General features: G+C 52.1%; 11 protein-coding genes and 1 pseudogene. 3 read left to right on the top strand and 9 right to left on the bottom strand.

Going from position 1 to position 14,533, the window contains the following annotated elements; all coding sequences use genetic code 11:
• Positions 1-2: 2 nt before the first annotated feature.
• From cas7c to EL216_RS08330, 9 genes and pseudogenes are all read right to left on the bottom strand, one after another.
• On the bottom strand, positions 3-872 hold the full coding sequence (cas7c, locus tag EL216_RS08370) for a type I-C CRISPR-associated protein Cas7/Csd2 (protein WP_085391318.1): 870 nt from the start codon (positions 870-872) through the stop codon (positions 3-5).
• 2 nt (positions 873-874) lie between these two features.
• Positions 875-2,665: a type I-C CRISPR-associated protein Cas8c/Csd1 gene (gene cas8c / locus EL216_RS08365; RefSeq protein ID WP_085391319.1), complete on the bottom strand. Its 1,791-nt coding sequence runs from the start codon at positions 2,663-2,665 to the stop codon at positions 875-877.
• The gene (gene cas5c / locus EL216_RS08360) at positions 2,662-3,342 is read right to left on the bottom strand and encodes a type I-C CRISPR-associated protein Cas5c (protein WP_085391320.1); all 681 of its coding nucleotides are present in this window, start codon (positions 3,340-3,342) and stop codon (positions 2,662-2,664) included. The genes cas8c and cas5c overlap by 4 nt, the downstream gene beginning before the upstream one ends.
• 52 nt (positions 3,343-3,394) lie before the next feature.
• Positions 3,395-4,846 (bottom strand): AAA family ATPase, encoded by a 1,452-nt coding sequence (locus EL216_RS08355; protein ID WP_085391321.1) that lies wholly within the window; start codon positions 4,844-4,846, stop codon positions 3,395-3,397.
• A gap of 95 nt (positions 4,847-4,941) precedes the next feature.
• Positions 4,942-7,255: pseudogene (cas3, locus tag EL216_RS08350) on the bottom strand (CRISPR-associated helicase Cas3').
• Positions 7,256-7,427: 172 nt separating this feature from the next.
• Positions 7,428-9,404 carry a transglutaminase family protein gene (locus EL216_RS08345; protein ID WP_085391322.1) on the bottom strand — a complete coding sequence of 659 codons (1,977 nt, stop codon included), beginning with the start codon at positions 9,402-9,404 and terminating at the stop codon, positions 7,428-7,430.
• Positions 9,405-9,567: 163 nt separating this feature from the next.
• Positions 9,568-10,425 carry a TraB/GumN family protein gene (locus EL216_RS08340; protein ID WP_158087750.1) on the bottom strand — a complete coding sequence of 286 codons (858 nt, stop codon included), beginning with the start codon at positions 10,423-10,425 and terminating at the stop codon, positions 9,568-9,570.
• 192 nt (positions 10,426-10,617) lie between these two features.
• On the bottom strand, positions 10,618-11,565 hold the full coding sequence (locus EL216_RS08335; protein WP_085391324.1) for a DUF58 domain-containing protein: 948 nt from the start codon (positions 11,563-11,565) through the stop codon (positions 10,618-10,620).
• Positions 11,549-12,460 (bottom strand): AAA family ATPase, encoded by a 912-nt coding sequence (locus tag EL216_RS08330; RefSeq protein WP_085391325.1) that lies wholly within the window; start codon positions 12,458-12,460, stop codon positions 11,549-11,551. Before EL216_RS08330 ends, EL216_RS08335 begins: the two co-directional genes overlap by 17 nt.
• 306 nt (positions 12,461-12,766) lie before the next feature.
• Here EL216_RS08330 and EL216_RS08325 point away from each other — a divergent pair, with 306 nt between their 5' ends.
• Genes EL216_RS08325 through lptA form a run of 3 tightly spaced genes read left to right on the top strand, consistent with a single transcriptional unit; the run spans position 12,767 to position 14,383 of the window.
• Positions 12,767-13,303 (top strand): KdsC family phosphatase, encoded by a 537-nt coding sequence (locus tag EL216_RS08325; protein WP_085391326.1) that lies wholly within the window; start codon positions 12,767-12,769, stop codon positions 13,301-13,303.
• Positions 13,300-13,881, top strand: a complete 582-nt coding sequence (gene lptC / locus EL216_RS08320; RefSeq protein WP_085391327.1) for an LPS export ABC transporter periplasmic protein LptC — start codon at positions 13,300-13,302, stop codon at positions 13,879-13,881. Before EL216_RS08325 ends, lptC begins: the two co-directional genes overlap by 4 nt.
• The gene (lptA, locus tag EL216_RS08315; protein WP_085391328.1) at positions 13,862-14,383 is read left to right on the top strand and encodes a lipopolysaccharide transport periplasmic protein LptA; all 522 of its coding nucleotides are present in this window, start codon (positions 13,862-13,864) and stop codon (positions 14,381-14,383) included. Before lptC ends, lptA begins: the two co-directional genes overlap by 20 nt.
• The last annotated feature ends 150 nt before the right edge of the window (positions 14,384-14,533 follow it).

Here is a 14,533-nt window from a genome sequence, read left to right as displayed (position 1 = left end):
TATCACAACAGTTCTTCTACGGTTACACCCTTCAGGCCGTCTGAATCCACGCTGATGCGGTAATCGCTGAATGCGGCAGCGGGTGTGCCGCTTTCGCCGTGGATGCGCTCGACTTTGACGGCTTCAAACAGTTTATGCGCCGGTTCATTGCCGAGTGCGCTGTCGTGCTTGAAGACGATGAGTTTCCGGGCGGCCATTTCGCCACGGGCGGCGGAGCGGTCGTGCTCGAACATGAGCTTTAAGGCGTTCCACAGCTGTTGCAGGTCTTCATCGGAGAAACCGGTTTTGGCGGCAAGGTTGGCGGAAACGAAGCCATGTACGCGGTAGAGTGCGTAGGGGACGATGTATTTGCGCCCCATGGTGCGCTCTTTTTCGAGGTCTTTTTCGTTGGTTACGGCCATGCGGGTGATGGATATTTCCAGCGGCACGATAGGGTCGATGGATTGGGCGAAAGCGAGCTGTACGGGGCCGCGCACTTGGCCGCTGTTAACTTCGGTGGTCATCACTGCGCCGAAGGTGCGGATATCGAAAAAGTTTTTGCACATCCATGCGGTGATGTCGCGGGCTTTGGCTTCGTCTTTGGGCAGTTTTTTCTCTTTAGTATTAGGCTCAATACCGAGGGCTTCGTAAGCGCGTTTGTTTTGCAAGTTGAGCACGCTTTTTTCTTTCACATAAATTTCATAGCCTGCTTGGTTTTCGTTGGCCAGTTCGACAAAGTTGCGGATTTTGCGTTTCAGGCACACATCGGTTACCAAGCCTTTGCTGGATTCGGGATCGAGGCGCGGCATATTGCCTGCATCGGGGTCGCCGTTGGGGTTGCCGTTGCTTACGTCGAAGAAAAACACGAATTCATAGCGGTTTTGAATAGACATTTTCATTCTCCTTCATGTGATTGGGTTTCTGCGGAATCTTTCTTGGCGAAATAGCTTTGTTTTTGGTGGTAATAGCCGATGGCGAAGCGGCCTTGTTCTTCTATGCTCAAATGGCGCGGAAAGGTTTCAGGTAGCCCTGCGATGATGCCGCCCAAATCTTTATCCAAGTTCACGGCCATGCCTGCCTTGTCTTTGCGCAGGCGCGACAGATGATGTTTTGCGCCGCTCAATAAACGCGGAAATACGGAAAACGGTACGGCGGAAGCGGAGCCGTAATAACGGTCGGCAATACCGGCATTCAAATCGCCCAATGCCTGATTTTGAATGCGCTCCAGCACGGCAAACAACCTGCCGAGCAAATAAGCCGTGTTGCGGTTTTCGGTTTCCAAACTCATGGGAATCTCCTCTTTAATCAAACATTTTCTGAAACGCCGCTGCAACACAGCCTTAATCATGGCAACGCGCAGGCTGTTGGCATCGCCGTCGGCACGGATGCGGGCAATCAGTTGTGACAACAAACTCATGGGATAGGGTGTGCCGCCGATCACGGCGCGGGTCATCTCGCCGGCCAACACGGGAGATATGTTTTCGCTCTTACCCAAAGGAGCCGTCTGAACCAGCAAACGCCAAATCGACGGCGGCGTTTTCCATGCACGCGGCTCAAGTGCCAAATCCCGCCAGTGCTGCTCCAAATGTTCCGCCAGCTTGCCAAACGTGGTATCCAGCCAAAAACGGATGGAAATGCGCGAGGCATTGAGTGCCAAGCCCAGAATGTAAAAGCGGGTTTGGTCGTCCAAATTCGGATCGATTTCCCGAAGCGGGCGCCCTTTGGCCACTTGCGCCAAAATATTGAAGATTTTTTGGTTTTCTTGCTCGTCGTCAGGCGGATCAAGCATATCGGCAAAACAGGCTTCGGCAGCGGCGGCTTGTTCGGGGGTATTGGCCTCCGCCCAAAAAACGGTGCTAGCATCGCCGATGGTCAGGCAATGGCCGTTTTCACGGCGCAACAAGTAATTGAGTGCGGTGGTATAGGCAAAAGCAGACACTTCCGACACCGGCGCATTTGCGCCCTGCTCTTTACCGAAAGAAGTGAACGATTCTTTATTGAACGAGATAATCGAGCCGCCCGAACTCTGCCCGCCGAACACGCCCTTAATCGCCGGATGCAGCCGCGCAATCGGCGCTGACTCGCCGCTAATCAAACACAAGCCCTGCTCCGCTTCATCGTTTTTCAGACGGCCTGCCCACAATGCCTGTGCCGCTTCGCGCTGATGGATATAGCCGTGCGTGCCATCCAACCTGAATACCACGTTGGCATCCAGCATGTCAGGCTGGCACGGCGGATGGACAAACTGCTCGGGCTGCCAGCGCTCCAAAAAACGGCGCAAGGCCAGCAAGCCCTCATCCTGCGTGTCTTTCAGGGCTTCCAAATGCAGCTCGCGGAAAGCGGCAAAGGTTTTTTCAGACGGCCTAAACGGCTGCTCTTTGGCCGTGGCTTTATCTTTATTGGCTTCTACACCCAGCGCATAGGCGGTTTTGTCCCACAAAAAATTGGGCTTCACGCCCGACGTGCGCTTTTCAGGACGCGGTACACTCATCAAGCGGGGCTGCGTCTTTTTGCCCTCAGTCGTAAAATGCGGCACCATATCCACCAACAGGCCGTCTGAATTGAGCACCAGCACCCAGCCGATTTTTTCCTCGCTAAACCCATAAGGCGGCACTTTCGGATTGCCCGCCACATCATTTTCAGCCGCCAAACGGCGGTAATAACGCACAAGAGAGGTCAAAATCATCTTTTCACCTCCTCCGCATCAAACGGCGGCACCTCAATCACCCCGTTTATCATTTCCGCACGAAAAAAATACGGCGTATTGCCGTGGTCGAAATCAATATCGTGCAACATCCAGCCCAAATCGCGGTCGCGCTCGTTTTCAGGTAGCTCCGACTCCGGCAGTGAATCCTCATCCACCCACGCAAAATGCGCCGGAAACTCACGCACACCCATGCAAGGTTGCTGGAAGCACTGCCCTTTTGTGGCGCGGCGCTTGAACATCTTGATATGCTTGGCAATCGTTTCGCCCTCGCCCGCCTGCGGCGTTAACACGGCATGCGCTTCAATCACATAGCCGACATCCTTCAACACCGTTGCCGCGCGCTGCTGACGTTCTGAAGGATCATCGGCTAATACATATAAGCCTTCCACACTTTTGCGTCGCATCGCCCCGCTGACCTTGCTGGCCGAAATCTTGCTGCCCAGCTCATTGCGCCGCACCGACTCAAAGCGAATCGGCTTCAACACATGAATGCGGTCAATCACCCAACGAATCGCCGGCTTCCAATGCACCGCCGCCAAAATCCCCCGCGCCGCCGACGGCGTGATCACATCGTAAGAGACACGCTCCACTTTCATTTCCGGTCGGGTAAAGCAGGCGTAATCGCCCCAGATGTGTAAGCGTATTTTGTTTGCCATAGATTCTCCGTTTTTCTTTGATTGATACACATCTTAATTTTTTAGACGGCCTCTAATCACACCACAACAATCCGATCATCTCTTCAATGGATTGCTTTAGCTCTTCTACTGTATAAGGTGTAGCCTGCATGGTTCTATTTTCAGGATGATGTATATGATTGCGGATAAATGTTTGTAGCGTTACATTTTGTGGGGTTTGTGCCTTTCCTTCTCTCTCGCGAATCCATTGTTTAGAACATGAGATATTTTGCCCATTAAGCCACTGTTCAAAATCCCTCTCAAAAAATTTGCCGCTTTTTTCCTGTAGTCGACCATACAATTCATTATGCAATTCTACTGTGGCCAATTTATACGCCTTAAAATTAATTTCCCCCCAAGTCGGACTCCATGGGAACATTGGCTCCAATGAAGCGTCCTCAACAACATTACTAATACCTTCTTTTCTAAAAATAAATAAACCAACATTTCTTAGATTTGGCGTAGCCAAGAAATATGGTGAATGAGTAGTTAAAAATACCTGTTTAGTTTTAGATATTTCCAGCAAAGCTTCAAGCAATTTTGTTTGTCCTTTCGGATGCAAGCAGATTTCAGGCTCATCAATAAACAAGTAAAAAGGTTTGGTTTGATTCTGCTCAGAATCATGAGCCAATTCTTCTGCATAAACTTGAAGCAATGCCAACGCAACCGAACGCTGCATTCCATTACCCTTCTCCGACATAGGAATATCAACACCATCATTGATAAATATTGAAGCATTCTTAAAGAATGAATCTATTTTTAACTCATCAAATTTAAAATAAATGTCTGCTTGGCCAAATTGCTCGGTAAAAATACGCTTAACTTTTTGTTCGACAACAGCAATCTGTTGGCGCAACTCTGATTCAGAAGAATTGAATACTCGATTAAAACTGTCTTGAAATTCTCTATATTCAGCTGAATCAATGTGAGCCTTAGCAATTTCTTTCAATAACATTCCGCAAAGTGTTGTAGAGCCAAACGCTGCCTCATCGCTAGGATTGGTATCTGCCCAAATAAAATTTGTTTCAAAAAGAGTTTTAAAAGGTGCGTCAATTCCACTAGGATTAGTATACGTTTGTGCATCGTCATCCCATAAGTCTAATTTCTTGAATGTAGCCGTATTCCGTTTAGCTCTTAACTCTTGGCTTTGATTAATTAAATTTACAAAAGAAGCCTGCTTATTTCCCGGAACAAAGCAAGAGATTGTATTTTGAATATTTCCACAAAAAGTTAACTCTACATAAGCATCATTAGGCTGCTCGCCGCTTTCTAACTTGCTTTTCACAAAATGAATCAAATCCTCCTTAATGCCATTACGCAAAAAATCAATAGCCTCAAAGATGGAGGATTTACCCGAATTATTTTCTCCAACAAAGATATTTAATCCACTACCCGCTGTTTCACCATCTGGAATCTTGAAGTTCATTTGATGGTTATCCCCAATAAAACCTTTAAAGTTGGATAAACAAAGACTTTTAATGAACATAACATTCTCCTTTTTAGTTAACTAATAGAAATAGATAAGTAAAGAGGCAATAAAAACATTTACCTTTTACTAAAATTACGAACAACTGATTCAATTCAAAACACCAATTCCTCCACCCTAAAAAACCCCACATCCTCCCAACTCAACCCCGCCACTTCATCATACAAATCCAACCCAATCAGGCTATAAAACTGTTTCCCAAACCGCTTTTCATTAACCGTTTCTATCCGCCCTGCTTTGAACAGGGCTTGCAAGGCGTTTTCGGGGATTTGTACGGTGTAATATTGAAGTTCACGCAAAATGCTGCCGATTTGGTCGGTGTGGCGCAGGCTGTCGATCAGGCGTTCGGCTTCTTGGTCGAACGGGATAATCAGCGGCTGCATATGGGTTTCGATCATGCGGAATTTTTGGGTGATGGTTTGGAAGGGGAAATCGAGGCTGTTGCCTGCCTTCTTGTGCATTTCAAGAATGCCTTTGCCATCTAACTCTTTGCCTTTTTCTTCGTAAACGCGCTGGAAATAGCGGCGGATGGCTTGTGGCGACAACAGGTCGTCCGCGTGGTGGCGAACGACTTCGCGCATGGCGGCGGAAAGCAGACCGATTTCGGACGGAGCTTTCCATTGTTCTTCGGGTTTGAATACCCAAACGAAGCTGCTTTCAGACGGCCTTTTGCCTTCGCGGTTGCAGCGTCCGGCGGCTTGGGCGATGCTGTCCAATCCGGCTTCGGCACGCATCACCAAGGGGAAATCGACATCTACGCCGGCTTCGATAAGCGATGTGGCGATCACGTGGCAGGGTTCGCCATTTTTCAGACGGCCTCTGATGGTTTCTAACACTTGGGAGCGGTGTTTGGCGCACATCAAGGTGGTGAGGTGGAAAACGCCCTCAAGCTGTTTGGCGCTGTCGTACAGGCTGCGGGCGTGGCGGCGGTTGTTGACGATAATGAGGATTTGCCTGTGCTGTGCGAGCTTTTCGAGCAAATCGGCATCGGTTTGTGTGCCGATATGTTGCACGGTGGTGCGGCGCAGCGTGTCGAACAGCTCGGTGGGATTGGGGGCAAGCTCGCGTGTGTTTTCCAAGCCTCGGTAAAAGCCGTGTTCGGCTTGAATGGCGGGCTGGGTGGCGGTACACATGACCACGGAGCAATGGTAGTTGCGCGCCAGCTCTTTAACGGCTTGCATGATGGGCAGCAAGAGTTGGAGCGGCAGCATTTGTGCTTCGTCGAGAATAATCACGCTGCCGCTGATGTTGTGCAGCTTGCGGCAGCGGGAAGAACGGTCGGCAAACAGCGACTCGAAGAACTGCACGGCGGTAGTTACGATAACGGGCATATCCCAGTTTTCGGAAGCTTGGCGCAGTTTGTCTTTGCTGTGTTGGTCTTTGAGTTTGCTGTCGTCAAATGTGCTGTGGTGCTCAAGCACGGAAGCTTCGCCCAAATCGCCAAAAGTCTTGCGGAACTCGGCGGCGTTTTGCTCGATGATGCTGGTAAAGGGAATCACATAAATCACGCGGCGCATACCGTGCTGCTTGGCATGTTCGAGAGCGAAGGCCATCGAAGTGAAGGTTTTGCCGCCGCCGGTGGGTACGGTAAGGGTAAACAGCCCCGGCGCTTGCTCCGCCTGACTCACGGCGTGGTCGAGAATGTCGCTGCGCAGGCGGTTTAGGGCGGCATTGCGCTTTTCTTCTTCTGTGTGCTGCGGCTTTTCGGCAATATGCCGTCTGAAATCGCCGATAAAGCGGTTAAAATGTTGTTGCAGTTGCAATAAATCGGGATGACCGCCGCGCTGCACGGTTTTGCCTTCCAGCCCCGCATAAAAGGCTTCGGTGTCGAGATAATCGGCATCGACCAAGCAGGAATACAGCATGCGGGTAAAAAAAGCCACGCTGAAGGACTTGGCATATTGATCTGCAGAATCGGCATCGCCAAACTTGACGCCCGGCATCGCCAATTTTTCAGGCAGTTGAATCTCTTGCCGCCATACTTCATCCGGCTCGGGAATATCGTGAATGCCTGTGCCGAACGGCACGGCCAAGCGTTGGGTTAAGGTGCGGCGGTTATCGCCCTCGCCGTCTCCGTTGGCCAAGCCTGCGTGATGGCCGGCGATGCAAAACGCCATCAATTTGCCCGACAACCCCCAACGCTCGAAAGCGATTTTTGCACCGGCGGTAGCATGGTCAACCGATGGGCCGCCATGCAGGCGGCGGTTGAATTGCGGCGTGTATTTGCCCAAATCGTGCAATTGGCCGGTATAACGCGCCATTTCCTGTGCGCCAAAAAAAGCGGCAAACCCTGCGGCCGCATTCACCCACATTGTGGGCATGGCTGCGCATGGTTTGCCAGTATTCGTAAGGTTGGTTTTCAGCGGAATGGGCGTAGTAAGTTTGGATAGTTTGATTATCCACAGACATTCTCCAATGTATTTTTTATTATTTCTGCATTAACTACCAAGTGAGAAATATATCATAACAATTGAGAAATTTGCACACCCTTTCACTGCAAAACAAAGGCCGTCTGAAAACAGCTTTCACCCGATTGGGAGCTGTTTTCAGACGGCCTCTGTTATAGGCAAAACCTAACAAATTAATGCTGCTGCCGGTAATGCTTTTTAACGATTTTCCGTACTGCGCGATACCAGCGTTTTTGGGTGCGCAATGTCGGGCGGTCGGCGGCGTAGAGCCAGTGTTCGTATTGTTTGAGCAGGCGGGTGAGTTCGGGGTTTTCGATGCCGTTGCCGTCGAGCAGTTTGTGCAGTTCGCCTGCGCTGACGGCGGGGGCGGTTTCGTCTTCTTCGCCCAGTAAGGCGGTTTTGAGTTGTGCGAAGCCTTCGTTTAGGTAATCGCGTTCGCGGTTGCGGTTGCCGAACCACCATTTCAGCAGGGGCAGCAATGCCAAGGCGATGCCCGCAGGCAGAACGAGCAGCAGGGTTTTCCAGTTGAATCCGCCCAATCTGAGCAGCTCGAAGAGGTTGTTTTGTTTGCTTTGGTCGTAATTCACCACCCATTGCTGCCAGTAAAATTGGCCGGTATCGCGCCAGCGGGCGAAGAGGCTGTGGCCGTCTGAAACCATATTGCGTTCGGCTTCGGGCAGGGCTTGGCTGATGCCGCTTTCGGCACGCACGGAGGATACGGCAGCGGTGGGGTCGACGCGCAGCCATGCTTGTTCTTGCGGCAGCCACACTTCCGCCCATGCGTGTGCGTCTTTGGAACGGATTTGCCAGAAGCCGGCTTGTTCGTTGTATTCGGCTCCTTGATAGCCGGTAACGACACGGGCAGGCAGGCCGACGGCGCGCATCATCACCACGAAACTTTGGGCATAGTGTTCGCAAAAGCCTTGCTGCGTGCGGAACATAAATTCGTCGATGCCGTTACGCCCGGGGGTGCGCGGCGGTTGCAGGGTGTAGCCGAACTTTTTGCTGCGGTAGTGATGCAGCACTTTGTCGATAAACTGGCGTTCGTTGGCAGACTGCTTGGCCAATGTGTCGGCGAGCAGGCGGGTTTGCAGGTTGCCTTCGGGCAGGCGGGTGTAGAAATCGTGTTCGTTTCGGCTGAGGGCATGCGGTAGAGTGTCGCTTAACGATGCCTGCAAGGTGATGCGGCGCAAACCTTCGAGGCTGCGGTGGGCGCGTACAATCTGCCCCATGCGTTTGGTGAGGCTGCCGTGCAGCTGGCCGACGGGGTAGTCCAAAGCGGGTAGCGCACCGTTTTGGTCGCGGATAATCATTTGATATTCAACGGTGCGCGCGGGGTTGGCTGCGCTGCGGGCTTCGTCTATATAGGTGTTGTCGAGTGCACGCCAACGCACGCCGTCAAAGTCGGCCATGATGATGGCGCGCCAATACATGTCGCTGCGCTGCGGCTTGAGGCCGTCTGAAAAGGTAATGTTCGCCACCCATTCGTCGCTCTGCACCAGATTGCTGATGCTGCCCGGCTCCATCGAGTCGGACAAACCGGTTTTGGCCTGCCCTCGCTGCGGCTGAGGAATGCGCCACAGCGGTTCGCTCAGGCGCGGCACGGCGGCAAACAGCACGGCGGCCAGCGGCAAGGTGAGCAGCAGGGCCAGGCCGGTTTGTTTGGCGGCTTCTTTCACATTCAGACCGCACAACACGGCAAAGCATACGCCCACCATCGGCAAGGCCAGCAGCAGCCACAGGCCGACGGCGAGGCTTTGGTCGAACAGCACCGACGAACCGATTAAAAACAGCATCGCCAACAGCAGCACCTGCCAATCACGGCGGGTATTGCCTTCAAAAGCCTTGAGCATCACCATCAGCAGCAGAAAAGACACCCCGCCGTCGCGCCCGATTACCGTACCGAGCTGCTGCCACACCAGCGCGCCGCCGATGACCATCAATAAAATCAATGCCGGCACGGGCAGCTTGGCAATGCCCAAACGCAGCAAAACCAAGCGCAGCAGCCACATGCCGCCGAACAACGCCATGATCACAACTGGCAGTGAAGACACCAGCGGCAGCGCAGTCCACAACAAAGCGAGAAGCACGGCGAAAGCAACAGCGCGTGGCGGCGGCTGTTTGAGAAAAGAAGGGGTAAGAATCAGCATGATGTGTTTGAACGTAATGTGAGCATTATGGATGGCGGATAGCCGGTGTTTGTATACACGGCATCCCGTATTCTATGTTGTGTATGTAATCACTTCTCTTCTAAAGAGGCCGTCTGAAAATATGTATGTGTCTTTTCAGGCGGCCTGCAAAGGTATCTCCAGTTTATTTCCATACTTTCAATGCCGGCTCGGGTGTAACCGTGTACCCTTCGCGACGCAGCAATTCGATCAAACCCTCTCGTGTCATCAAATGTGCGATACCCACGGCGATCAAGGTTTTCTGCCGTCGTGTAGCCTCTTTGATTTCCGGCAGCCACGCACGGTTGCGCACAACAATGCCGTCCTGCTCGATCCAACGGCGGATGGCGGCTTCATCTTCAGGCTTCATGCGCCCTTGCGAAAATGTTTGCGGCAGCCAGCCTTGCAATTCGCGAAAACGGCCTTCTGCATACAAACGATGTATTTTGCGTGTGTCGGCTTCACCCGCTTTTTGGTGCTTCAACATGCTTTTAACCGCTGCCAGCGCTAAATCGTCGGGCAATTTGCGGAAAAGGCGGCTGCTTTCCTGCATGCTTTCTAAGCTGCCGCGTGGTTTTCCGGCTTTTTGTGCGGTTTGGGAAAGCAGAATATCCACTCCGCTCTGATAGCTGTATTCCTCAGGTTGTAAATTCAGCGTCAGCATGACCACTGCCCACGGTTTCATAGAATCCAGCAACGGTTCCCAAACCGCCGTATGTTCCGATTTGCGGAAATATCGCGACAATGCGGCAAAATCTTTCTTACCCAGAGCGTTACGCAATGATTTCGGCGACATCATCTGCCTTGCCAGTTTTTCCGTTTCCGCTTTCATCCGGCTTTCATCCGATAGCATGTCTACTTCGGTAAGCAGCAAATCGGTTTTTCCTAACAAGGCTTGCGCCCGACTGCCCAGTTGATCGCCGCTGCGCCCGAGATGTATCGTGCCCAGCAAATAAGAATCCGGCTGCCCTGCTTTGCTGATTTTCCAAACATTGCTGCTCAATTCCGGCTGCCGCCAGTCAAGCAGTACTGCTTCACCAGCCCACGCTGGGAAAACGGCAATCCAACAACCGAAAAGGCATATACATTTGAATAAAAAATGCAGAAATTTTTTCAAAATTATCTTCCTTTTTCCGCGATAGGCTTTCAGACAGCCTCTTTGAAAACATCATCCAGACCGTCTGAAAAATCCTGATTACCACAATCCCAAGGCCGTCAGGCAGATTTCGCGCTGCCCTTTCTGAGGGGCAATCACCCGTTGCGGCAGTTCCAGCGTGTAAATCTGCCCGCGGCGTTCGGCCTCCAAAACGCGGAAACACAGCAACCCTGCCAAGCGGTCTTTAGATGTGCCGGCGGGGTAATCCAAATAAGAAATCACGGTATTGCGGACGGCGGTTTGCGGCTCTTCAAAGCGTTTATCCAGCATTTGGCCGGTTTTTGCATAGGTTTTCCAGGCCACATGCTGCAACGATGCTCCTTGCTGATGAGGCTGCAAATAAGACAAATCATCGCCGCCTTGCACGGGCGGGCGTTTGCGGTCGGTTTCACCGCCGTGCTCACGGCCGTTGGGTAACTCATGGGGAATCGGCGCGGGAAACACCACCGCATCACTCGGCCAATGCCACACACACTGCACCATGCTCATGCCGAACGGTGCAACGGCGGCGGTACGCAACGGCGGTACGCGCAAATAGCCTCGCATCAATGCAGGAATTGGCCATTGGTGCACAGAGAGGCCGTCTGAAACAATATGCCAAGGCTGCCAGAGTTTGTCGTCTGTTTTGTCTGCACGGAGAAAATCGTCTTCGCTGCACAGCCACAGCCAGCGGCGGCGGGTGTTGTTTGTGGCGGTGAGCGACAAAACTGCCGTGCCACCGGCAAACACTTCATCCGGCATGGAAACGTCTATCTGCATATCGAGCAGTTGGCGTAAATTAAGCAGCACGGCTACCGCCAAGAATCCTGCCAGCCAAAATGCGGCGGCGTAAGCCAGATTCGCCTGATAATTCAGCCCTACCAGCCACAACAGCAAAATCGTTACCAGCAGGCCGGTACCCAAACGGGTAGGACGGCAATGCAGTACAGCCAAATCTAGTGAACGTCCTATCGCTGCCGGCTGGGGCGGTTTACGCGACGGCCACATGATTGAGTAAATCCGCCAGAATCTGTGTGCTGGTCATGCCTTGCTGCACCGGCTGCAAACGGTGGTTCGCCACCGGCACCCACACGGCTTTGATGTCTTCCGGCAGCACATGCCCGCGCCCCTGCATGAACGCCCACGCTTTGGCGGCATTGACTACGGCCAAGCCTGCACGCGGACTTAAACCCAGCACAAAACGACCGGGTTGGCGTGTGGCATGTACCAAACGGTATACATAATCGGCAGCGGCTTGGGCAAATTTCACCTGCGCCGCCTGCTGCTGCCACTGTTGCAGCGTTTTCCCGTCGCACACCGCCTGTAAAGCGGGAAGCGCTTGACGGCGATCACCTTGAAAATAAAGCTGTTTTTCGGATTCAGCAATAGGATAGCCCATGCTCAGGCGCATCATGAAGCGGTCGAGTTGGGATTCGGGCAGCGGAAACGTACCCAACTGCTCGGTCGGGTTTTGCGTTGCCACCACGATAAACGGCTCGGGTAAAGCATAGGTTTTACCGTCCACCGATACCTGATGTTCCTCCATCGCTTCCAGCAAGGCGGATTGCAGCTTGGGGGATGCGCGGTTGATTTCGTCGGCCAGCAAGAGAGAGTGGAAAACGGGGCCGGGGTGAAACTCGAAGCGACCCTCGTTCGGGCGGAACACATTCACGCCGAGCAAATCCGAAGGCAGCATATCGTTGGTAAACTGCACGCGGCGGTAATCCAACCCCAACACCGCAGCCAAGCCGTGCGCCAATGTGGTTTTACCGACACCGGGCACATCTTCGAGCAGCACATGCCCGCCGGCCAGCACGGCGGCCATCAATTGTTTTAAAACGGTTTCCTTACCCAGAATCAGCGAGTTAAGCTGGTGTAATGCGTCTTGTACGGATGGATTCATGATTATATTTTCTATTAGGATTTCAGTGGTTTATCAGGCATAATCAGGCCGTCTGAAAAAGTTTTCAGACGGCCTTGCCCCTTTGGGTAGAATTTTAGCATAGGCTGTCCGAACTGCTTTGAAACACAGCCAAATAATCACTTTAGATAAAACAATTGTTGTGAAATGGTAAATAAACCAAGCACAAAAAAACATCCGACAAAAACACAAACGGCTATAAACCTGCCACCCTTACATTTTCAGACGGCCTTTAATATCCTTTAATGTTAAAATATCTATTTTACAGGCCGTCTGAAAAAACCAACCATGCAGAACATATCTCCCGAAATCCAATCCCGTGCCGCCAAAATCAAGCTGCTGATTATGGATGTAGACGGTGTACTCACCGACGGGCACATTTATATCCGCGACAATGGCGAAGAAATCAAACCTTTTCATACGCTCGACGGCCACGGCCTGAAAATGCTGCAAGCCAGCGGCGTTCAGACGGCCATTATCACTGGCCGCGATGCGCCTTCCGTCGGTATCCGCGTCAAACAGATCGGCATCAACCACTACTATAAAGGCATTCACGACAAGCGTGCTGCTTATGCCGATTTACGTGAAAAAGCCGGTGTGGAAGAGCACGAATGCGCTTTTATTGGCGACGATGTGGTCGACCTGCCCGTGATGGTGCGTTGCGGTCTGCCCGTAGCGGTGCCCGAAGCGCATTGGTTCGCCTTGCAACACGCCGCCTACGTTACCCGCAAAACTGCCGGAAAAGGGGCGGTGCGTGAGTTGTGCGATTTAATCATGCAGGCGCAAGGTACGCTTGAACCTGCTTTACAAGAGTACGTTAAATGACCAAGAAATGGCGTTACGGCTGGCTGTTCCCGCTTATCTTAGCGGTAAGCCTCGGCGGTTTGTCCGCATGGTTGGGGCGTATCAGCCAAATTGATATTGAAGAAGCTGCGCTGAATCCAAACGAGCCACAATATGCCATGCAAGGTATTGACGGCAGACGCTTCGATGAAAGCGGCCGTCTGAAAGAAAACCTGAGTGCGGAGTCGGCATGGCAGTTGCCCAAAAGCAATGATGTAACATTCAACAAACCGCAGCTATCACTTTACGGCAGCGGCAGGCTGCTTTATAACGTGAAAAGTGAAACCGCCCGCTACAACACAGACAACCGCCAAGTAATATTCCAGCAAGATGTTGTCCTAACCAAAGCCGCCGATGCCGAACGCCCCGCCGGTGTTCTGAAAACCGGTAACCTCACCGTCGACACCAACACCGAAACCGCCCGCACCGATGCTCCCGTGCATTATCAATACGGCGATTCGCACGGCACGGCGAACGGTTTGGTTTACGACCACAAAAAAGGATTCCTGAATCTGCCTTCACGAGTGAAAGCGACTATTTATGACCCGAAACATCATTAACACCGCCGCCCTTGCCGCCTTGATTGCCGCCGCACCCGCCTATGCGCTGGAGAGCGACCGCAAGCAGCCCATTCAGATCGAAGCCGATCAAGGTTCTCTTGACCAAGCCAATCAAGTAACCACCTTCAGCGGCAACGTCATCATCAAACAAGGCTCTCTGAACATACGTGCCGCAAGCGTGCGCGTATCGCGTAACGACAAAGGCGAACAGTTTATGTCTGCAAGCGGCAGCCCTGTGCGCTTCGGCCAAACACTTGACGGAGGCAAAGGCACGGTAAACGGGCAGGCCAACCAAGTGGAATTTTCATCCGCCACCGGCATCGTGAAACTGACCGGCAATGCCAAAGTACAACGCGGCGGCGACTTGGCCGAAGGAGCCAGCATCGTCTACAACACCCGCACCGAGGTTTATACCGTTAATGGCAGTAAGGGTAGCAAAGGCAAGGCCGGTAAACGTGTAACCGTTGTCATCCAACCCGGCAGCACCGGTAAAAGCAAATAACCTCGAGAGGCCGTCTGAAAACATTCTTCAGGCCGTTGAACGGATCGGACAACAGCCCGCCACCAAGATTTTTTCAGACGGTCTTTGCTTTATGTCAAATATTTACACATCATAATATAAACAATGAGTTGTATCATATTTGCCATATAA

Origin of the sequence: Neisseria animaloris, from assembly GCF_900637855.1 — a bacterium.
Lineage (GTDB): Bacteria > Pseudomonadota > Gammaproteobacteria > Burkholderiales > Neisseriaceae > Neisseria > Neisseria animaloris.
Note: the sequence above shows the minus strand (reverse complement) of the source record. Positions and strands in the feature narration are given on the sequence as shown.